The following is a 19,907-nucleotide window of genomic DNA, read 5'->3' on the forward strand; positions in this document are numbered from 1 at the left end:
ACGGCCGTCACCCCTCCCGCCGGCCCGCGTACAGCGCCCGCGCCAGGTCCAGCACGCTCAGGCCGAACATCAGGACGCCCAGCGGGACGTGCAGCGCGGGCCGGTGCGCGACGCCCAGCACCACCTGCACGGAGGCCAGCGCGAGGAACCCGAGGGCGTACCCGATCGGCCGGGCCGGGCCGCGGCCCGGGCGCCAGGCGAGGACGGCGGCGAGCACGTACAGCATCGAAGCGCCGTACATCACACGGGCGCCGGCACCGTGCAGCACCTCGCCGTGGTGGGAGACCAGCAGCAGCCCGGCGGTGGACGCCTGGAAGAAGACCGCCAGGGTCTGGAGGGCCACCGAGACCCGGACGAAGGCCGGGTCGCGGCGGGCTGCGGGGACGGTGCGGACGGAGGTCGGGGAGGCCATGGTGACGACACCTCTTCTGCCGTGGGCGGTCGATCGGTACTGTCTCGGAAGACCGACGACGCAGCCCCGCGGAATGTGAGGCGGGGTGACCGGTGTCACAGCGAAGCGCGGACGCGAGGGGGGCCTCCGAGGTGGAAGCGGGCAGTGCGGCGGTGGTCGGGGAACGGCGGCGGCTGATCAACGTCGCGTACCGGATGCTCGGTTCGCTCGCCGAGGCCGAGGACGCCGTCCAGGAGACCTACGCCCGCTGGTACGCGCTGCCGGACGACGGGCGGGTGGCCGTCGAGGTGCCCGCCGCGTGGCTGACCAGGGTCGTCGGCCGGATCTGCCTCGACCAGCTCGGCTCGGCCCGGGCCAGGCGCGAGAGCTACGTCGGCGAGTGGATCCCCGAGCCGCTGCCCGACCACGGGGAGTGGGGCCGCGGGAGCGCCACCGGCACCGTGGACCCGGCGGACCGGATCACCCTGGACGAGACGGTGGACCTCGCCTTCCTCGTGGTCCTGGAGACGATGCCCCCCGCCGAGCGGGTGGTGTTCGTCCTGCACGACGTCTTCGCCTACCCCTTCGCCGAGATCGCCGAGATCGTCGGCCGCACCCCCGCCGCCTGCCGGCAGCTCGCCACCGCCGCCCGCCGCCGCGTCCACGCGGTGCGGACCCCCGCCGCGCCCACCGCCCGACAGGCCGGCGTGGTGCGCAAGTTCAAGGAGGCGTGGCAGGCCTGCGACATCGCCGCCCTGGTCGGGCTGCTCGACCCGGCCGCCGCGATGACCGCCGACGGCGGCGGCGTCGCCGCGGCCGCGCTGCGACCCGTCGAGGGCGCCGCGCTGATCGCCCAGTACCTGGTGCACTTCGCGAGCAGGGCCACCGGTCTCACCCTGCTCGAACGGACCGTCAACGGCCGCCCCGGCCTGGTCGCCCGGCACGGCGGCAGCACCGTCAGCGTCGCCGCCTTCGACCTCGGCCAGGACGGCCGGATCACCCGGATCTGGGCGGTGCGCAACCCGGAGAAGCTGCGGGCCTGGAACGCGCCCGAGGCCGCCGGCCGGCCCTGACCGGCGGCCGGGACCGGTGCGCGGCGGGCCGGGATCGGTGCGCGGCGGCCGGGACCGTACGCGGCGGGCCGGGATCGGTGCGCGGCGGTCAGGCCCGTGCGCGGCGGCCCGGGGTCGGTCAGCGGTAGCCGGTCGGATCGGCCGGCAGCCCCTTGTCCTGGACCTCCACCAGGTACCGCCAGGCGTCCGGCCGGCTGCCGTCCAGATCGGTGAAGCCGTACTCCCGGGCCAGGGCGCCGCTGGACAGCGAGGTGCCGTTGTACCGCGCCACCTCCGGGTCGGCGGCCAGCGCGGCGACCGCACGGCCCACGTACCGGGGCGTCTCGGAGATCGCGAAGTGCGGCTGGTCGGCGAGCGCCTCCCGCCAGGTCTCCTCGGTCACGCCGAACGCCTCCAGCATCAGCTCGGAGCGCATCCAGCCGGGCGTCAGCGCGACCGCCGTCGCACCGCGCGGGCCCAGCTCGTGGCCGAGCGAGAACGCCATCCGCAGCACCGCGGTCTTGGCGAGGTCGTAGAAGAAGGAGTTGCGGTACCGCGAGCCGTTGTACTCCGCCGTGCCGTCGGTCATCTCCACCACCAGGCCGCCCGGGCGGCGCAACAGCAGCGGCAGCGCGAAGTGGCTGGTGATCGCGTGGGTGTCGACCGCCAGCCGGAGCAGCCGCAGACCGTCGTCGAGGTCGTGCTCCCACACCGGGACGTCCCAGCCGAACAGCTTCTCGCCGCCCCAGATGTCGTTCACCAGCACGTCCAGGCGGCCCTGCTCGGCGTCGATCCGCTCCACCACCGCCCGGACCTGCGCCGGGTCCAGGTGGTCGGCGGGCAGTGCCACGCCCTTCCCGCCGGCGGCGGTGACCAGCTCCGCGGTCTCCTCGATGGTCTCCGGCCGGTCGTACTCCGAGCGCCGCCCGACGGTGGAGCGGCCGGTCACGTACACCGTCGCCCCCGCCGCGCCCAGCTCCACCGCGATGCCCCGCCCGGCGCCCCGGGTCGCCCCCGCGACCAGCGCCACCCTGCCCTCGAGCCCTGCCGTCGTCATCCTCGCACCCTCCGTCGGTCCCTGCCGCAGCCGAATCCCCCAGCATCGCGCACGCCAGTGACAATCCCCGGGCCATGGGCCGCAACGACTTCTACCGGCGGCTGACGGCGGTGGTGGTGTCCCGGCCGATCGGCCGCCGAAGCGATGACCCAGTCCGGCTCGCCGAGTTCGAGGCCCTGCCGTCTGCCGTCTGCCGTCTACTGCCGCGCAGCCCTGTGCGCCCGGTGTCCGCCGGCGGGGCGGAGGACCCCCGTCGATCGTGCTCAGAGTTCCTTGCCGAGCAGCCGGTCGAAGACCATGCTCCACCAGTTGTCGTCTTCGGCGAACGCCTGGGGGTCGCGGGCCTCCAGGTACTTTCGGAGCTGCTCGGTGTACTCGTCGGCCTGCCGGTCGTCGACCGCGGCGATGTGCTGGAACCGCAGTCCGAACCGGTACAGGAACTCGATGAAGTCGGCCAGGGTGGTGTTGACGATCTCCGCGGCCGGCTGCTCTCCCAGCGTCAGCAGGATGACGTAGCCGTCCTCCAGGTCGAGGCAGTACCGCATGTCGGGGCTGCCGGTCGGGCCGCCGAGGCAGAGCACCTTGACGATGCCTTCGCCGGTGTCGATCGGTACGAGCGTGAAAGCCTCATGAGCACCGGGCGCGGCGAGGCTGAAGATGACGTCGAGCTCCGCCGGCAGGCCGACCTCGGCCAGGACCTGAGCATCTGCATCCGGCACGCCGCCTGCGGCTGCCTCGCCGCGGGGAAGGGTAATGACGCCTTCGGCTCCGAAGAGCTCGGTCAGTTCAGCGTGCGTAGCCACGGTGCTCCTTGTTCGGCTGGACGGGATGAGTCTGCGGTCGACGTCAGGACGCGAGGCCGCTCAGCTTGAGTAGACGGTACCAATCGCTGTCTGCTGCGACGTCCGGGCTCAGACCGGCCAGGTCCGGGAACCGGTCTCCGACAACCCAGTCGGTGACGAACTCGTCGACAGTGCCGGCGATGCGCTCGAGCCGGCAGCCGGTGTACCAGACGACGCCGTCGTCCGGGACGCGCCAAACGCTGCCGTCTCGCCCGTCCACCAGCAGCGGGTTGCCGACCGCCTGGCCGAAGCAGAAGAAGGGCGCCGCGTCGGTGAGCCGGCTCCCGTCCGGCAGCCGGGCACCCACGAGGTTCTCGGACACCTGCTCGTCCGGGAGATCGCCACTGCTGAACAGCCGGGTCGAGTGGGTGAGATACAGCCCGTCGCTGATCGTCAGCAGGCCGGCAACACCGGGCGGAACGCCGTCCCCCACTGCCTGCAGCTCGCATCCCGCCGGGATCTCGGGCGTCCACAGCTCGTACGGCCGCCGGTGCTCCTCGAGCGCGTCACGAAGCGTCGCGACGAGCCGCGAGATGTCAGCGCCGGTCATTTCCATTTAACCTTGATCTTGATCGGTGTTCCGTCGGGCAAGTCTCTGATTTTAGGCCAGATCTGGTGATTGCCGATGTCGGTATTGGTTTTGCCGTGCAACATCCTAAGGTTTTCCCAGTGGTCGCGGCCGCCCACTTGGAGTTCCTGGATGTGGTCAGGGTGCATGGAGCGGGCGGCCGCGCTGGCCGCATCGGCCAGGTTGGGATTGCCCTTGTGGTTGTTGTTGATGATGCGGATCAGCGCACCCTTGTAGTCGTCCGTGATGTTGGTGTCGCGCGAGACCGGGTTCGTGGCCTTGTACATCTGGCCGCGCCGCCCCAGCGAGTGCAGCTGCTGCGCCTTCCGCGCGAACTGCGACTTGGGCATGCCCGGCTTCCACTGCACCGGCACCGTCTTCGGCTTGAGACTGTTGTCCGGCGCCTTGACGCGATCGGTCCAGCCCTGCCGCGCCTTGTCCTGCGCCTCGGAGCGCTCATGGATGCGGCGGACCATGTCCGCCAGCGTCTTGTCGTTCTGCTGGTGGTTCTGATTCGTCTGGTGCAGGCCCTTCTGAACGTCCCGCAGGTGCTTGCGCAGCTGGCGCTCGGCCTGCTTGACGACGTTGAGGATCTCCTCGGAGCTGTGCACCACGGCGTTGGCCAACGGGTCGCGGCCTCGAGTGGCAGCCATCCGCCGGCGGGTGTTGCGCGTGTGTGCGCCGGCGGTGGTCTCGAGGTGGTCGGCGTGCGCGCCGATCTGATTCGCCAGGCGCGAGACCTCGTCGGGGTTGTGCTGAATGTCCGCCACGCTCACTTACCCCCAGTCAGTGCCGACCCCAGCTGTGAGTTCTTGGCGCCGTCAAGGCCGGCGTCGGCCACCGACTGCATGTCGTAGCCCTTCTGCACGCCGAGCGCGTTGCCGGCCACCTGGATGGCGAGATCGCCCGCCATGTTCGACAACGCGTCGATGATGGGCGCCTTCGCCACGGCCATGAGCTCGGACACGATCGCCTGCTCGGCTTCCTTGAGGAGCCGCTTCACGATCAGTCGCGTCGCCTGCGTAGCACCCAGTGCCCCTACCTCCGACAGGCCGAAGGTGAAGGGCGCGGCCGCCTGTGCGGCGATCACCTCGGCGGCCATGATGCCGAGTTGGACGACCGCGGCGACCTTCGCACCGGCGATGAGGACCGCGGCGCCGTCCAGAGCCGTCGCCAACAACCGGCCGCCTTCGGCCAGGTTGTGGAGGTGCTTGCCGGACACCTTCTCCCAATGGGCCGCGAACGCATCAGTCGCGGGGCCGACGTTCTCGGAGATCATGCGCTGGACGGCGACCAGCGAGTCGGCCCGACCGTTGTCGATCTCCTCGGCGAAGCTCCTCAGCGAGTCCGCCATCTCCCGGAACTCGTCCTCGTCCACGTTCGGCCAGTGAACGCCAATCAGGTCGAGCACCCAGGCCAGTTCATCCGGCAGCACCACGCCCACGCGGATCGTCCCCCTTTGCCAGTGGCCCCGTCACCTGACCCGGACGGTCGCCTCCGTCAGCGCGGTTCCCGCCCCGGGTCACTCACTGTGTGTGCGCTGACCGTTCCCATGACAGCGCCTCACGCACGGTATCACCTGCGTCGTTCCAGCACTCGTGCCACTGCTCGGCAGCATCTACCACATCAACCTGGTCACCGTGTAGGGAATCCGGCTGAAGCGCGGCGGGAACCTGACGGTCCGTAGGGCCGGCAGCGCGGTGGATCTGTGCCTGAGCGGATACCACTGCTTGCTTCCCAGTCGCTGCCTTCTCCGCCGGGGTCCTGCCGGTGGTGGTCTTCTTCACCCGGATGCGTCCGCCGGTCTGCGGGTTGCGGGTTGCGGGCGGTGCGCTGGACGGGCTCGAGGGTGCCGAAGCCGGTGACCTGGACGCGTTCGCCGGCGACGACGGCGCGCACCATCGCGTCGAGGACGGCGTCGACGGCGTCCTCCGCCGCGGTCCGACTGCCGAGCTGGCCTGCGACTGCTTCGACGAGCCGGCCCTTGTTCATGACGCGGGCTCCCTGACAGGTATTTGATGACGATTTGGACTGTTCTCGTCCTCACGGTCGGTCGGCCCCCGCCATTTCGCCTGCGCACGGGGCCGGCGGGCTGGCCCGCGGTGACTTGGCCGGCGACCCGCGGTTGCGCCACGGGGCCGCCCGGGATCATGGCGGTGGCCCGGGTGCCGGGTGCGCGTGCGGGACCTGCGGGAGCGGCTGGTCCCCGGCCGCCGGCATGGTGCGCGGCGGCCGGGGGCCGACAACGCCCCAAGGCCGCCTCCTCAAGATGCTGAGGGGACGGCCTTCCAGTGCTTTCTCAGGGCCTGTGCAGCGTACCGGCAGGTACCGACACCGGCGCCGGGTGCGCCCCGCCGCCGAGTCTGCGGCGGGGCGGCGCCCGACGGGTTCACCGGTGGGCGGTCGGCCGGTCGGCCTCCTGGACGTGGTCGGTGTCCCGGACGATGACGACCGGGCAGGGGGAGTGCTGGACGCAGTGCTGTCCGACCGAGCCGAGCAGCGCCCCCGCGAAACCGCCGTGCCCCCGATTGCCCAGGACCAGGAGTTCCGCGCCCTCGGCTGCCGTGAGCAGGATCTGGGCGGCGTTGCCGCACTCCACCCGTTCACGCACGGGGACCGGGCAGTCCGGGCCGGCCTCCTGGGCCACCGCCTCAGCCAGGGCCTTGCCCGCGTAGGCGGCGACCTCCGTGTCGACCATGGTCATGCCCCAGCCGTAGACGGCCGGGTACTCCCAGGTGATCACGGATTCCACGGTGGCACCGGTCAGGGAGGCCTGCCGGATCGCCCACCGCAGGGCGGCGCGGGACGAAGCCGATCCGTCGACCCCGACCACGATCCGCCGCTGCGCCGTCGTCTCGTTCATCTCGATCCCATCCTGTCCGTCGTTGTGGTGGTCACGGCGCGAGTCAGCCGCGAAGGTCGAACACGAGGCGGGCGGCGACCTTGCCGTCCAGGACCTCGGCCATGCACGCGTTCACGTCGTCCAGGCCGCGCGTCTCGCGAATCACCCGGGTGCGGCCGAGGGCGTGCAGCGCGAACACCTCCGCGAGGTCCTGGCGGGTACCGACGATGGAGCCGACCACCTTGGTGCCGTTGAGCACCGTGTCGAAGACCGGCAACTGGAGCGTTCCGTCGGCCGGCAGGGCGACGAGAACGAGCGTGCCGCCGCGGCGCAGCGCCCCGTAGGCGGCGCGGAAGGAGTCGTTGCTGACGGCGAGGGCGATCGCGGCGTCCGCGCCGCCGAGCTCCTGCACTTCCGCCGCGACGTCCTGGACCCGGGCGTCGATGACGTGGTCGGCGCCGAGTTCGCGGGCGAGGGCCAGCTTGTCGTCCGTGACGTCGACGGCGACGGTCTCTGCGCCGAAGACCCGGGCGTACTGGAGGGCGAGGTGGCCGAGACCGCCGATGCCGGAGACGAGCACGCGGGTTCCCGGGCGGGCGCCGGAGACCTTGAGCGCCTTGTAGGTGGTGACCCCGGCGCAGGTCAGCGGCGCGGCGTCCAGCGGGTCGATCCCGTCGGGGACGGGCACGACGTAGTCGCCGTGCGCAAGGGCGTACTGCGCGTAGGCGCCGTCCACCGAATAGCCGCTGTTGCGCTGCTCCGTGCAGAGCGTCTCCCAGCCGGAGACGCAGTGGTCACAGTGCCCGCAGGCCTCGGCCAGCCAGGCGATGGCGACCCGTTGCCCGATGCGCACGTTCCGCACCAGGTCGCCGGCCGCCTCGACGATGCCGACGCCCTCGTGGCCCGGGACGAAGGGCAGGCCGGGTTTGACCGGCCAGTCGCCGCGGGCGGCGTGGATGTCGGTGTGGCACAGTCCCGAGGCCTCGACCCGCACCAGCACCTGGTGCGGTGCGGGTGCCGGGACCGGACGGTCCTCGACGGTGAGCGGTGCGGTGAAGTCGTGGACGACAGCGGCCTTCATCGGTACTCCTGCTCTGCGAGACGGCAACGGTTGCGTCATGTTCGTGCGGTTCGGCAGGCCCGGAAGCCTGCCGGATGCGCAACGTCTTCATCACACCTCCCGGCAGCCGGCGGCCGCTGGGGCCGACGGGTCCCGACCGCGGGGCTGATGGTCCCGGGTACACCGGCGGGGGTTCGACGGGTGATCACGCGCCGGTGTTGCCGCTGTCGGGCGGTTCGAGCCTTCCGGCCCGACGCCGGCCGCTCTCTCCCTCCGCTGGGGCAGCCCGGGTGCGGGTCGGTGCCGGGGGTTTCGAGGAGTCCGTCGGTGGAGAGGGCGAGGGTGGCGGTTGGGGGGGGGGCTGGACGGTGGTGAGGTACTGGGCGCCGGTCTCGATGTCGAGCAGGGGGCCGGGGTCGAGACGGACGGGCCCGGGCGGGTGGCCGGGCGTTGCTCGTCGACCGCCGGTGCCGATCGCCGTGAGTGCGTGTGTGACCTGCGGTCATTCGCCGGTCGCCTCGAAGGGGGCGTGGGGCGGCCACTGTCCCGTTCACACGGGCGTCTGCGAGAATCGGCCGGTCGGTGGCCGGGGACGAGGAGGCTCGCGTGAGCGGGGACGAGGTGCGGTCGCGGATTCCGCAGCTGCGGTTGGACGAGCTGCTGGAGGAGTTGCAGGCCAGGATCGACGCCGCTCGCGGTACCCGGGACCGGGTGCACAGCCTGCTGGAGGCGGTGCTGTCGGTGGGCCGGGAGCTGGATCTGACGCAGGTGCTGCGGCGGATCGTGGAGGCGGCCGCAGCGCTGGTCGACGCCCGGTATGCGGCGCTGGGGGTGATCGGTCCGGACGGCGAATCGCTCTCGCAGTTCCTCACCGTGGGCCTGGGCGAGGATGAGATCGCCCAGATCGGGCCCTACCCGACCGGCAAGGGCATCCTCGGCGAGCTGATCCGCCATCCCGAGGCGTTGCGGCTGGAGGACCTGTCCGCGCATCCGGCTTCGTACGGCTGCCCGGCGCACCACCCGGTGATGCGGACTTTCCTCGGGGTGCCGGTGCGGGTGCGGGAGGAGGTCTTCGGCAACCTCTACCTGACCGACAAGCGCAACGGGGAGCAGTTCGACGCCGACGACGAGTCGGTGATCGCGACGTTGGCGGTGGCGGCCGGGGTGGCGATCGACAATGCGCGGCTGTTCGAGGAGGCGCAGAGGCAGCAGCGGTGGCTGAGCGCGAGCGCGGAGATCACCCGGGGCCTGCTGTCGGGGGCCACCCGCGGCGAGGTGATGGAGCTGATCGCGCGGCGAACGCTGGAGATCACCGGTGCCGAACTGGTAGACCTGTCCGTGCGCGAGGACGACGGCGACGGGCTGCGCGTCGAACTGGCCCTGGGCGGCGACCCGTCCGCCCGGTCGGGGATCCACCTCCCGCTGACCGGCACGCTCTCGGGGGAGGCGTTCAGCCTCGGGTCCCCGGTGACGACCCTGGACCTGGCGCAGGACCCCCGGCTGACCGGCGGGCCGCGCCGGTTCTCCGGCCAGGGGCCGGCGGTGGCCGTGCCGCTCGGCCGGGCGGACGGACAGGTCGAAGGGGTGCTGCTGCTGGCCCGGCCGACCGGGGAGCGGGCCTTCACCGAGCGCGAGATCGGCCCGCTGCTCGGCTTCGCCGATCAGGCCGCTCTGGCACTGGAGCTGGCGGACCGGCGCCGGGACGCCGAGCAACTGGCCATGCTGGAGGACCGCGACCGGATCGCCCGCGACCTGCACGACCTGGCCATCCAGAGGCTGTTCGCGACCGGTATGACATTGCAGAGCGCGGCCCGGTTCATCGAGCACCCGGGTGCCTCGGACCGGGTGTTGCGGGCGGTCGGGGATCTGGACGAGACGATCAAGATCATCCGTTCGACGATCTTCGGACTGCGGGTGCGAGAGGACTCCGTGGCTCAGGGGCTGCGGTCGCGGGTGGTACGGGTGGTCGAGGAGGCGCAGGCTGCGCTGGGCTTCGCGCCTCGGCTGAGCATGGAGGGCCTGCTCGACACGGACGTTCCGGGGCAGGTGGCCGATCACGTGGTGGCGGTGCTGGGCGAGGCGCTGAGCAACGCGGCCCGGCACGCGAAGGCCGGCCGGGTCGAGGTCGCGCTGCGGGCCACCGGTGCCCGGGTGCTGCTGACCGTGCAGGACGACGGCGTCGGCATCCCGGAGCAGGGGCGGCGCAGCGGGCTGCGCAACCTGGCCGAGCGCGCTGAGAGCCTGGGCGGCGCGCTGGAGGTGTCCAGTCCGCCGGAGGGCGGGGCTCGGCTCGTCTGGGCGGTGCCCCTGGAGGGGTGATCGTGGCGGGGGTGTGGAGGGTGCGCGGCGCTGTCAGGTCCGCGGGGCAAGGGCGGTGGGCAGGAGGCGGCCGGTCACCCACTCGGGGTGGATCCGGACCGGTGGTGGCCCGCAGCAGCACGCTGCCGTCGTTGTCGAGCCGGTAACGGGTCGGCAGGACAGTCGGCAGGGCGCCGACGGTGTGGACGACGCGCCCGACCGGTGCTCCGGCCGGCAGGCGCGGACAGGGCCGCTCCTCGAGCGGCGCGGTGTCAGGTGTCATGGCATCGATGGTCGTCCCGGACCGACACGTGAGGGAGGGGCCGCTGGTCCCCCGGCCGGTGGCCGGGTGGCCCGACCGCAGGTGGCAGGTGTCAGTGGACGCGTCGGCCGGACGCCTGGTCGTGGGCGGCCAGGGCCTGGGTGGCGAGGACGGCGGCTTGGACACGGCGCTCCACGCCGAGCTTGGCCAGCAGCCGGGAGATGTGGTTCTTGACGGTCTTCTCGGCGAGGTAGAGGCGCTGGCCGATCTGGCGGTTGGTCAGGCCCTCACCGATCAGCGCGAGGACCTCCCGCTCGCGGTCCGTGAGCTGCGGGAGGTCGGAGGCCTGCGGGGCGCTGTCGCCGCGAAGGCGGGCCATCAGACGGGTGGCGGCGCCGGGGTCGAGCATGGACTGGCCGGCGGCGACCGTGCGCACCGCGGAGACCAGGTCCGTGCCACTGATCTGCTTCAGCACGTATCCCGAGGCGCCGGCCATGATCGAGTCGAGCAGTGCTTCCTCGTCGTCGAAGGAGGTGAGGATGAGGCAGGCCAGCTCGGGCATGCGCGAGCGCAGCTCGCGGCAGACGGTCACGCCGTCGCCGTCCGGCAGTCGCATGTCGAGGATCGCCACGTCGGGACGGAGCGCCGGGACCCGCGCGAGTGCCTGTTCGACCGTTGCGGCCTCGCCGATGACGGTCAGGTCGGGTTCGGCGTCCAACAGGTCGTGCACACCCCGGCGGACCACCTCGTGGTCGTCGAGCAGGAACACCTTCACCGCGTCGGAGCCGCTTGCCCGGTCCGCCGTGCTGTCCGCCATCAACTTCTCCGTACCTGTCTGGACCCGCCACCGGAGCGGGGCGAGTGGAACCGTCGGGCAGCCTGACGCCCGATCCGGCTCGTGCGACAGGGCCGGACGGCCCCATTGTCCCTTCTCTGGCTCATGGGCGGACGGAACCAGCCGAGGGAGCCGCGGCGCGGGTCGCGCCGTGCGACTGCGGCATGGACGTTGATGCTGCGGGTGGCGCGGTCGAAATGGAATCGCCACGGCCGGCAGTTGTGGGGGGAGGGCCCTGCGCTCGCCGCGGTGATGAGTGCCTGCCCGAGTTCGTCGGCGAGGGGCTGCGGCGTCATGGTCGAGCAGTCCTTCCTCCGGGGCCCGAGGCAGGGGTGGAGCGGGTGCGGGGGGCGGAGATACGCCGCTTTCAGCTGCTGCGAGGGCCGTCGGTGCCGGGCTGTCGGGCGGCGCGTCCGGTCCACACGGGTTCCAGCTCGGCCCAGGCGCGCTGCCAGGCGGTGTCGGCTCGGTGGTCCAGCGATCGCAGGCGCAGTACCAGGCCACTGGCGATGAGGACGAAGAGGAGGCCGATGGCGAGAAGGCCGACGATGACGGCCCTGGAGAAGAGGTCGGCGGTGCTGGGTGGGGCGGCGGTCAGGCGGCCGGTGTCGTCGGCCCACACGTCGACCGTGGAGCCGGCCCGGGCTCGGTGGCTGAGGTTGACCGTGCCCGTTCGCTGCTGTCCGGCGGGGTAGGTCCAGGTGGCCGCGGCCTGGTACCGGGCGGCCACGGCGGTGGTCCGGTCGGCAGTCGTGCTGGTGGCGGTGAGCAGGAGCGCGTCCAGGCGGTGCAGGCGGGACGACGCGGCGGCCGCGCGGTGCTCGGCGGAGTCGAAATGGCTCCAGGCGACGGTGACGCCGAGCACGAGGGCCAGGCCGGTACCGATGGTGGCGAGGAGCCCGGCCCGGCTGCGGGCCCGGTCCTCGGGTCGGGCCAGCTCATTGCGCTCGGCGCCGAGCGCCCGCCGCAGTCCGCGACGCCACGGGCGGACGGGACGGCTGTGGGGAACGTTGGTCATGGTCGGACGGCCCTTCGGTGAGCGGTTGGGAACGGACGGGGGCGGGCTCAGCTGTGCGGGACCACCGCGACCGGGGCCGTGGCGTGGTGCAGTACGGCGTGGGCGACGGGACCGAGTCGCACCCCCGAGGGGTGGCCACCGGCTCGTGGCCCGTGCCTGGAGAACTCTGCCGGTGGCGATCCGACCGGGCCCAGGGACCGACGGGGCCGACGAGTGGGTCAGTGGTCCCTGGCAGCACCGGATCCCGGACAGGTGGGGACCGCGGGACCAGTGGGACGCGGGGAGGGGACCGGTGGCGGCGGCAACAGGGCCCGATGGCCCCTGGGGCGGCCACTGGCCGCGGCCCCAGGATCGTCCCCGTGAGCGACGGACGCACCGGTGTCCGTCTGCCCGGAGTACACCGCAAAGGAGCAACCGATGTCCGCACACGACCGCGGAAGACCACAGCGGAGCAGTGCAGCTGACGAGCCGCGAGCAGCGGGAAACGGCTTCGGCCTGCCGGCCGCGACTGCGCTGGTGGTCGGCAGCGTCATCGGCACCGGGGTGTTCGCGCTGCCCTCCGCGCTCGCGCCGTACGGGCCGATCGCGCTGGTGGCATTCGTGCTGGTGACGATCGGCGCGCTGGCGCTGGCGATGGTCTTCGGGCGGCTGTCGGAGCGGGTACCCGGGAGCGGTGGGCCGTACGTCTACGCCCGTGGGGCGTTCGGTGAGTTCGCCGGGTTCCTGACCGCCTGGTCGTACTGGATCACCGCCTGGGCCGGGAACGCGGCCATCGCGGTCGCCTGGGTCGGCTACGTCGAGGTCTTCGTCGACAAGGGGCACCACACCGGGGGGTCGATCGCGATCGCGCTGGCCGGTCTGTGGCTGCCGGCGATCGTGAACCTGACTGGGATGCGGAACATCGGCGCGTTCCAAGTCGTCACCACGGTCCTGAAGTTCGTGCCGCTGGCGTTCATGGCGACGGCCGGTCTGCTGTTCGTGAAGTCCGGGAACTTCGGCGCGTTCAACGCGAGCGGTACCTCGGCGCTGGGTGCGGTGTCGGCGGCGGGTGCGATCGCGCTGTTCAGCTACATCGGCCTGGAGACCGCCTCGGTGGCCGCCGGCCGGGTCAGGGAACCGAAGCGGAACGTGCCGCGGGCGACCGTGTACGGGACGCTGGCCTGCGCCGCGATCTACCTGCTCGGCACCCTGGCGGTCTTCGGCACCGTCCCGCACGCCCAACTGGGCTCTTCCAACGCGCCGTTCACCGACGCGGTGAACAACATCGCCGGCGGCCACTGGGCCGGCAACCTGGTCGCCGCCGCCGCGATCATCTCGGGTCTCGGCGCACTCAACGGCTGGACCCTGATCTGCGCCGAGATGCCGATGGCAGCAGCCCGCGACGGGCTCTTCCCGGCCGCCTTCACCGGCACCCGTGGGCGCGGCGAGGTACCGGCCTTCGGCATCGTCTCGGCCACGGTCCTGGCCTCGGTGCTGACCGTCGTCAGCTACACCCGCTTCACCAGGGTGTTCACCGAGATCGTGCTGCTGAGCGTACTCACCGCGGTGATCCCGTACCTGGTCTCGGCGGCGGCGCAGCTGTACTGGCTGGTGGTGCGCGGCCGCCGGGAGCTGGAGCGGCGGCGCTTCGTCCGCGACGTCGCCGTCGCGCTGCTCGCCCTGGTCTTCTCGTACTGGTCGATCCAGGGCAGCGGCTACCAGACCGTCTACTACGGCCTGTTCGCCATCCTGCTCGGCATCCCCGTCTACATCTGGCTCAAGCGCCCGAGCACCGCGGCGCGGACCACCGCCCTGGCGGGGCCCACCGAGGTCGAGCCTGCGGTCCCCGCCGCTGTGCCACTGCCGAAGGCGGCCCGCACCGGCCGCCCGGTGGGCCTGCCGACCATCATGCGCCGCGCACTGGCCACGCGTCACCAGCACTGAACCCGCCGAGGAGCACCCACCCATGTCCACCCTGCGTGTCGATTCCGAGGCGGGACGCCTGCGCCAGGTGATCCTGCACCGCCCGGGACTGGAACTGTCCCGGCTGACCCCGCGCAACGTCGACGAGCTGCTCTTCGACGACATCCTGTGGGCCAAGCGCGCCCGTGAGGAGCACGACGCCTTCGCCCAGGTGCTGCGCGACCACCGCGTACACGTCCACCACTACGCCGACCTGCTCGCCGAGACGCTCGACCTGGCGCCGGCCCGGGCCTGGCTGCTGGGCCAGGTCGTCACCCCCGCGACCGTCGGACCGGCCCTGGTGGAGCCGGTCCATGAGCTCTGCCGGCAGCTCGACGGCACGACACTGGCCGAATACCTGATCGGCGGCGTTCTCAAGACCGATCTGCCGCTGCGCAGCCCGCACAGCCTGGCCTGGCACACCCTCGAAGACCAGGACTTCGCCCTGCCGCCGCTGCCCAACCACCTGTTCCCGCGCGACAACTCCTGCTGGATCGGAGGGCGTTACAGCCTCAACCCGATGGCGAAGGCCGCGCGCCGCCGGGAGACGCTGCACACGGCCGCGATCTACCGCTTCCACCCGCTGTTCGCCGAAACCGCTCCGCCGCTGTTGGACGGCACCGCCACGGCCCCGGGCCTGAGCCTGGAGGGCGGCGACGTCCACGTGATCGCCCCGGGCGTGGTGATGGTCGGCATGGGCGAGCGCACCACCGCCCAGGCCGTCGAAGCCCTCGCCCAGCAGCTGTTCCTGACCGGCACCGCGCACCGGCTGATCGCGGTGCGCCTCCCGGAGAGCCGGGCGTTCATGCACCTGGACACCGTCATGACGATGATCGACCGCGACGCCTTCGCGCTCTACCCGGGCCTGGCCGACCGGCTGCGCTCCTGGACCCTCACCCCCAGCCCCGAACGGACCGCCGGATTCGACGTCACCCCGGACACCGACCTCGCCGCCTCCCTGGCCGAGGCGCTCGGCCTGGACAAGGTCCGCTTCCTCTCCGCCGAGCAGGACGACCGCGCCGCCGAACGCGAGCAGTGGGACGACGGCAGCAACTTCCTCGCTCTCGAACCCGGCGTCGTCGTCGGCTACGAGCGCAACACCACCACCAACACCTACCTGCGCAGGCAAGGCATCGAGATCGTCACCATCGCCGGCTCCGAGCTCGGCCGCGGCCGCGGGGGCCCGCGCTGCATGAGCTGCCCGATCCAGCGCGACCCAGCCACCTGACATCGAGCGTCATCCAAGGAGCAGACCGTCATGACCACCACCCTCCGGGGTCGCCACTACCTGCGCGAACTCGACTTCACCGCCGACGAGATCCACTACCTGCTCGACCTCGCCGCCGAACTCAAGGCCGCCAAGCACGCCGGAACCGAAGCAGCGCACCTGACGGGCCGCCGCCTGGCCCTGATCTTCGAGAAGAACTCCACCCGCACCCGCTGTGCCTTCGAGGTGGCCGCCGCCGACCAGGGCGCCACCACCACCTACCTCGGCCCGGACAGCTCGCACATCGGCCACAAGGAGTCCGTGGCCGACACCGCCCGGGTGCTGGGGCGGATGTACGACGGCATCGAGTACCGCGGCTTCGCCCAGGAGACCGTCACCGAACTCGCCGCCCACGCGGGGGTGCCGGTCTACAACGGCCTGACGGACGAGTGCCACCCCACCCAGAGCCTGTGCGACGTGTTCACGATGCGCGAGCACAGCGGCAAGCCGCTGGAGGAGATCTCCTTCTGCTACCTCGGCGACGCCCGCAACAACACCGCCCACTCCCTGATGGTGATGGGCAGCCTGCTCGGCATGGACGTGCGGATCGCCGCCCCCCGCGAGCTGTGGCCCGACCCGCTGCTGGTCTCCGAGTGCCTGCTGCTCGGCCAGGAGAGCGGAGCCCGGTTCACCCTCACCGACCAGGTCGAGGAGGCCGTGCGCGGAGCGGACTACCTCTACACCGACGTCTGGGTCTCGATGGGCGAGGACCACGACCGGTGGAAGGAGCGCATCGACCTGCTGCTCCCGTACCAGATCAACGCCCGGACCGTGGCGGCCACCGGAAACCCGGACACCGCTTTCCTGCACTGCCTGCCGGCCCTGCACGACCGTCGCACCGACCTCGGCACCGAGCTCGCCACCGAACACGGGTTGGAGGGCCTGGAGGTCACCGACGAGGTCTTCGAGTCCCCCGCCTCCCTGGTCTTCACCCAGGCCGAGAACCGCATGCACACCATCAAGGCGATCCTCGTCGCCACCCTCGGGAGGAACTGACCATGCGCATCGTCGCCGCACTCGGCGGAAACGCCCTGCTCCAGCGGGGCGAACACCCCGACGCCGCAGTCCAGCAGCACCGCGTCCACGACGCGGCCCGGTCGCTGGCAGAGCTCGTTCTCGCTGGGCACGAGTTGGTCGTCACCCACGGCAACGGCCCGCAGGTCGGCCTGCTCGCCGCCGAGAGCGAGAGCGACCCGGACCTGACCGCCCCCTACCCGCTGGATGTCCTCGGTGCGCAGACCCAGGGCATGATCGGCACCCTGCTCGCCCGGGAACTCGCCGGCCGCCTGCCAGGCCGCACCGTCACCGCCCTGGTCACCCACACCGAGGTGGACCCGCACGACCCCGCCTTCAAACACCCCGACAAGTTCATCGGCGGCCAACTCACCGACCACCGGGCCAGGACGATGGAGCTCGACCGCAGCTGGACAACCGCCCACGACGGCGACCACCTGCGTCGCACGGTCCCCTCGCCCTTGCCGAAGGCGATCACCGAACTCCCCGCCATCCGAGCCCTGCTGGCGAGTGGCTCAGTGGTGATCGCCGCCGGAGGCGGCGGCATCCCCGTCACCCGCAACCCCGACACCGGCCAGGTGCGCGGCGTCGAGGCCGTGGTCGACAAGGACCGCACCGCCGCCCTGCTCGCCGAACAGCTCGATGCCGACGCACTGTTGATCCTCACCGACGTCACCCACGTGTTCACCCACTTCGGTGCCGCCCACCCCGGTCCGCTCACCACCGTCACCCCCGGCCGGCTGCACGAGCTGGACCTGCCCGCCGGTTCGATGCGCCCCAAGGCGGAAGCCGCCGCAGGCTTCGCCGAGCGGACCGGCCAGGTCGCCGTGATCGGCCCGCTGGACGACGCCCTCGGCGCGCTCCTGGGCACCACCGGCACCACCGTCCGCGCGCTGCCTGCACCGCTGGACCGGGGACCTTCGGCCATGCCGGCGGGACCTTCGACTCACTGCCCGGCCGTACCGCACGCGACAGCCTGAACCCCACGAGGAAGGGAACTGCGATGAACCGCCTGCAGACCGGGCCCGCCACCGACGTCCTGGTGGAGACCCGCGGAGAGGTCACCCTGGCCGCGCCCGACTACGCCCGGACGAAGATGCTCGCCGTACTGGAACGGCTGGACGAGCCGGTCCTCGCCGCCCGGGTGAAGCTCATCCAGGAGGCCAACCACGCGGTGGCCAAGCCCTCGCTCGCCCAAGCCGTCGTCGATCTGAACGGCAGGCCGGTGCGGGCCCACGTGGCCGCAGCCACCATGCAGGAGGCCGTCGACCTGCTCCAGGACCGCCTGACCGCCCGGATCGCCCGTGTCCGCGGCCACCGGGACCACCCCCGCCGCCACGCGACCGCACCGGTCGGCCCGCTGGGCGGCGCTCGGCACGAACACCGCCCGCAGCGCCACGCCCGCCATGCGCAGGAGCGGCGGATCGTGCGGCACAAGTCCTACAGCCTGGCGCAGCAGACGGCCTGGGAGGCGGTGCTCGAACTGGAGGCCATGGACTACGACTTCCACCTGTTCACCGACGCGGCGAGCGGCTGTGACAGCGTGGTCCACCGCGACCCGGCCGACGACGGCTACCGGCTGGCCACCGCGGGCCCGCAGGTCGACCCGGTGCCGGGGTTGCCGCTGAGCACGCTCGGCGCACCGCGGCTCACCGTCGACGACGCGGTCGCACGCCTGGACCTGAGCGGCCTGCCGTTCGTCTTCTTCACCGACGCCGCCACCAGCCGCGGCAACGTGCTGTACCACCGCTACGACGGTCACTACGGCCTCATCACTCCCGTGCTGTAGGGGCGCGGGCCGGCCTGGCGGCTGTAGGGGTTCGACCGGGCACGCAAGGCGGGAGCCGGGGACGGTGAGGGGCCGTCCCCGGCTCCCGCCGTTGTGCTGTCCGGTCGCCCGTTGTGGCCTCGTTCCACGGAGCGCCACGTTGATCGTACGGGGGCCCATGACGATGCCGGCCTGGCAGGATCGGCTCGTGATGAAGAGCTCGGTGACTATGCGCGAACTTGTTGTCGCTGACTGCCACGCTGTTCACGCCTTCGCCGGCCTGCCTGAGAAAGTGTTGGGTAATTGATCAACTGCTTGGCGTGATGCCCTGGCGGTGATCTTTGCGGCCACGGTGTCCGTGAAGATCACCGCCATGTGTGTCTGTGCGTGCAAGCCTTCCTATTCCTCGTCGTTGACGGATGCCCAGTGGGCGGCGATCGAGCCGCTGCTGCCGGTGCGGGATCCGCGCAGGGCGGGTCGGCCGCTGAAGTTCCCGCGCCGGCTGGTCGTGGACACGGTGCTGTATGTGCTGGTCAGCGGTTGCGCCTGGCGGTTGGTGCCGCACGATCTGGCCCCGTGGGACGCGGCCTACCGGTGGTTCCGGGCCTGGACTGCGGACGGCACCTGGAACCGGGTCCACGACACGCTGCGCGAGCGGGTGCGGGTGGCGGACGGGCGGGATCCGCAGCCCTCGGCGGCGGTGCTGGACTCGCAGTCCGCCCGCAGCCACCAGGGCGGGCAGGCGGTCGGCTACGACGCGGGCAAGCGCGTGCGGGGCCGCAAGCGGCACCTGCTGGTGGACACCTGCGGACTGGTGCTGCGGGCGGTGGTGCACTCGGCCTCGGTGCAGGACCGGGCAGGCGCGAAGCTGGTCCTCGCCGGGATCCGGAGCTCGTTTCCGCAGGTCGGGCTGGTCTGGGTGGACGGCGGATACGTGAACGTGGTCGACGCGGGACTGGTCGGCTGGGCGGCCGAGCACGAAGGGCTGGAGATCGTTGCGGTGCCGCGCAACGCCGATGTGAAAGGGTTCCAGGTACTGCCCCGCAGGTGGGTGGTCGAGCGGACATTCTCCTGGCTGGGACGGTGCAGACGGTTGGCACGGGACTACGAGCGCAAGACCGCGCACGCCGAAGCGATGATCAAGGTCGCGATGATCCGGCTCATGGCCGCCCGCCTCGCCGGCGAGGAGATCGAACCGCACGGTCCCATCGAGACCGAAGCGGCCCGCCGCCTCGCCGACGACCTCAAGAACGAGTGATCATCCGATTACCCAACACTTTCTGAGGCGTGCCGCTACCAGGCGTGGGGGCTCAGGAGAACTCGCAGGATGTCGCACAGCACACTTGTCCGGAAGCGCAGCCCGTGGCTCGGCACGTGAAGAGGGCGGTGGACGCCGGGCGTGCCGGGGTCCACCGCCCTCGATGCGGCGGGTGGGTCAGGCGTGCGGGACGACGGCGACCGGGGCCGGCGCGTGATGGAGCACGGCGTGGGCGACCGGCCCGAGCCGCATGCCGGGGTGGTGGTGCGGGCGGCGTCGGCGGCCCACCACGACAAGGTCCGCGTCGGCGCAGGCGTCGACCAGCACGTCGACCGGCGCGCCGCCCCCGACAAGCCCGGCGCGGATCTCCAGACCGGGGTGGGTGTCCTCCACCGCTCGCCTGGCGTCGGAGAGCATGCGCGCGGTCAGGGCAC

The 19,907-nt window shown here is 72.0% G+C and carries 19 protein-coding genes and 1 pseudogene; 8 read left to right on the forward strand and 12 right to left on the reverse strand.

Going from position 1 to position 19,907, the window contains the following annotated elements; all coding sequences use genetic code 11:
* Positions 1-7: 7 nt before the first annotated feature.
* On the reverse strand, positions 8-412 hold the full coding sequence (locus ABEB06_RS38065; protein ID WP_345701529.1) for a hypothetical protein: 405 nt from the start codon (positions 410-412) through the stop codon (positions 8-10).
* 194 nt (positions 413-606) lie between these two features.
* Between ABEB06_RS38065 and sigJ the strand changes: the two genes are divergently transcribed.
* A complete protein-coding gene (sigJ, locus tag ABEB06_RS38070) occupies positions 607-1,464 on the forward strand; it encodes an RNA polymerase sigma factor SigJ (protein WP_345702113.1) in 858 nt (285 codons plus the stop codon).
* A 118-nt stretch (positions 1,465-1,582) separates the two neighbouring features.
* On the opposite strand, the gene ABEB06_RS38075 is transcribed toward sigJ, so the two are convergent.
* The 8 genes and pseudogenes from ABEB06_RS38075 to adhP form a co-directional block, all read right to left on the reverse strand.
* A complete protein-coding gene (locus ABEB06_RS38075; protein WP_345701530.1) occupies positions 1,583-2,500 on the reverse strand; it encodes an SDR family oxidoreductase in 918 nt (305 codons plus the stop codon).
* A 263-nt stretch (positions 2,501-2,763) separates the two neighbouring features.
* The gene (locus tag ABEB06_RS38080; protein ID WP_345701531.1) at positions 2,764-3,303 is read right to left on the reverse strand and encodes an SUKH-4 family immunity protein; all 540 of its coding nucleotides are present in this window, start codon (positions 3,301-3,303) and stop codon (positions 2,764-2,766) included.
* Between the two features lie 43 nt (positions 3,304-3,346).
* Positions 3,347-3,892, reverse strand: a complete 546-nt coding sequence (locus ABEB06_RS38085) for a TetR family transcriptional regulator C-terminal domain-containing protein (protein WP_345701532.1) — start codon at positions 3,890-3,892, stop codon at positions 3,347-3,349.
* On the reverse strand, positions 3,889-4,680 hold the full coding sequence (locus ABEB06_RS38090) for a hypothetical protein (RefSeq protein ID WP_345701533.1): 792 nt from the start codon (positions 4,678-4,680) through the stop codon (positions 3,889-3,891). Before ABEB06_RS38090 ends, ABEB06_RS38085 begins: the two co-directional genes overlap by 4 nt.
* A 2-nt stretch (positions 4,681-4,682) precedes the next feature.
* Complete coding sequence (locus tag ABEB06_RS38095) at positions 4,683-5,354, reverse strand: WXG100-like domain-containing protein (RefSeq protein WP_345701534.1); 672 nt, start codon at positions 5,352-5,354, stop codon at positions 4,683-4,685.
* A 328-nt stretch (positions 5,355-5,682) separates the two neighbouring features.
* Positions 5,683-5,902: pseudogene (locus ABEB06_RS38100) on the reverse strand (HU family DNA-binding protein); the annotation flags it as partial.
* Between the two features lie 397 nt (positions 5,903-6,299).
* Complete coding sequence (locus tag ABEB06_RS38105; protein ID WP_345701535.1) at positions 6,300-6,773, reverse strand: universal stress protein; 474 nt, start codon at positions 6,771-6,773, stop codon at positions 6,300-6,302.
* Positions 6,774-6,816: 43 nt separating this feature from the next.
* Positions 6,817-7,833, reverse strand: coding sequence for an alcohol dehydrogenase AdhP (gene adhP, locus ABEB06_RS38110; protein WP_345701537.1), 1,017 nt, complete (start codon positions 7,831-7,833; stop codon positions 6,817-6,819).
* Between the two features lie 585 nt (positions 7,834-8,418).
* On the opposite strand from adhP, the gene ABEB06_RS38115 reads away from it, so the two are divergent.
* On the forward strand, positions 8,419-10,131 hold the full coding sequence (locus ABEB06_RS38115; RefSeq protein WP_345701538.1) for a GAF domain-containing sensor histidine kinase: 1,713 nt from the start codon (positions 8,419-8,421) through the stop codon (positions 10,129-10,131).
* 353 nt (positions 10,132-10,484) lie between these two features.
* Here ABEB06_RS38115 and ABEB06_RS38120 read toward each other — a convergent pair whose 3' ends face one another.
* Together ABEB06_RS38120 and ABEB06_RS38125 are read right to left on the reverse strand one after the other, a co-directional pair.
* Entirely contained in the window at positions 10,485-11,189 is a 705-nt protein-coding gene (locus ABEB06_RS38120; protein ID WP_345701539.1) for a response regulator, read from the reverse strand.
* Between the two features lie 385 nt (positions 11,190-11,574).
* Entirely contained in the window at positions 11,575-12,225 is a 651-nt protein-coding gene (locus tag ABEB06_RS38125; protein WP_345701540.1) for an Rv1733c family protein, read from the reverse strand.
* Between the two features lie 516 nt (positions 12,226-12,741).
* Here ABEB06_RS38125 and ABEB06_RS38130 point away from each other — a divergent pair.
* The 6 genes from ABEB06_RS38130 (at position 12,742) to ABEB06_RS38155 (ending at position 19,473) form a co-directional block, all read left to right on the forward strand.
* The gene (locus ABEB06_RS38130) at positions 12,742-14,148 is read left to right on the forward strand and encodes an amino acid permease (RefSeq protein WP_425559835.1); all 1,407 of its coding nucleotides are present in this window, start codon (positions 12,742-12,744) and stop codon (positions 14,146-14,148) included.
* A gap of 22 nt (positions 14,149-14,170) precedes the next feature.
* The gene (locus tag ABEB06_RS38135; protein ID WP_345701542.1) at positions 14,171-15,394 is read left to right on the forward strand and encodes an arginine deiminase; all 1,224 of its coding nucleotides are present in this window, start codon (positions 14,171-14,173) and stop codon (positions 15,392-15,394) included.
* 30 nt (positions 15,395-15,424) lie between these two features.
* A complete protein-coding gene (gene argF / locus ABEB06_RS38140) occupies positions 15,425-16,429 on the forward strand; it encodes an ornithine carbamoyltransferase (protein ID WP_345701543.1) in 1,005 nt (334 codons plus the stop codon).
* 2 nt (positions 16,430-16,431) lie between these two features.
* Complete coding sequence (locus ABEB06_RS38145; protein ID WP_345701544.1) at positions 16,432-17,427, forward strand: carbamate kinase; 996 nt, start codon at positions 16,432-16,434, stop codon at positions 17,425-17,427.
* A 23-nt stretch (positions 17,428-17,450) separates the two neighbouring features.
* Complete coding sequence (locus ABEB06_RS38150) at positions 17,451-18,236, forward strand: ribosome hibernation promotion factor (RefSeq protein WP_345701545.1); 786 nt, start codon at positions 17,451-17,453, stop codon at positions 18,234-18,236.
* A gap of 352 nt (positions 18,237-18,588) precedes the next feature.
* A complete protein-coding gene (locus ABEB06_RS38155; protein WP_345701546.1) occupies positions 18,589-19,473 on the forward strand; it encodes an IS5 family transposase in 885 nt (294 codons plus the stop codon).
* A 177-nt stretch (positions 19,474-19,650) separates the two neighbouring features.
* Here ABEB06_RS38155 and ABEB06_RS38160 read toward each other — a convergent pair whose 3' ends face one another.
* Complete coding sequence (locus ABEB06_RS38160) at positions 19,651-19,890, reverse strand: universal stress protein (RefSeq protein ID WP_425559746.1); 240 nt, start codon at positions 19,888-19,890, stop codon at positions 19,651-19,653.
* Positions 19,891-19,907 lie beyond the last annotated feature (17 nt).

This window comes from Kitasatospora terrestris (assembly GCF_039542905.1).
In the GTDB taxonomy this organism is placed as follows: Bacteria; Actinomycetota; Actinomycetes; order Streptomycetales; family Streptomycetaceae; genus Kitasatospora; species Kitasatospora terrestris.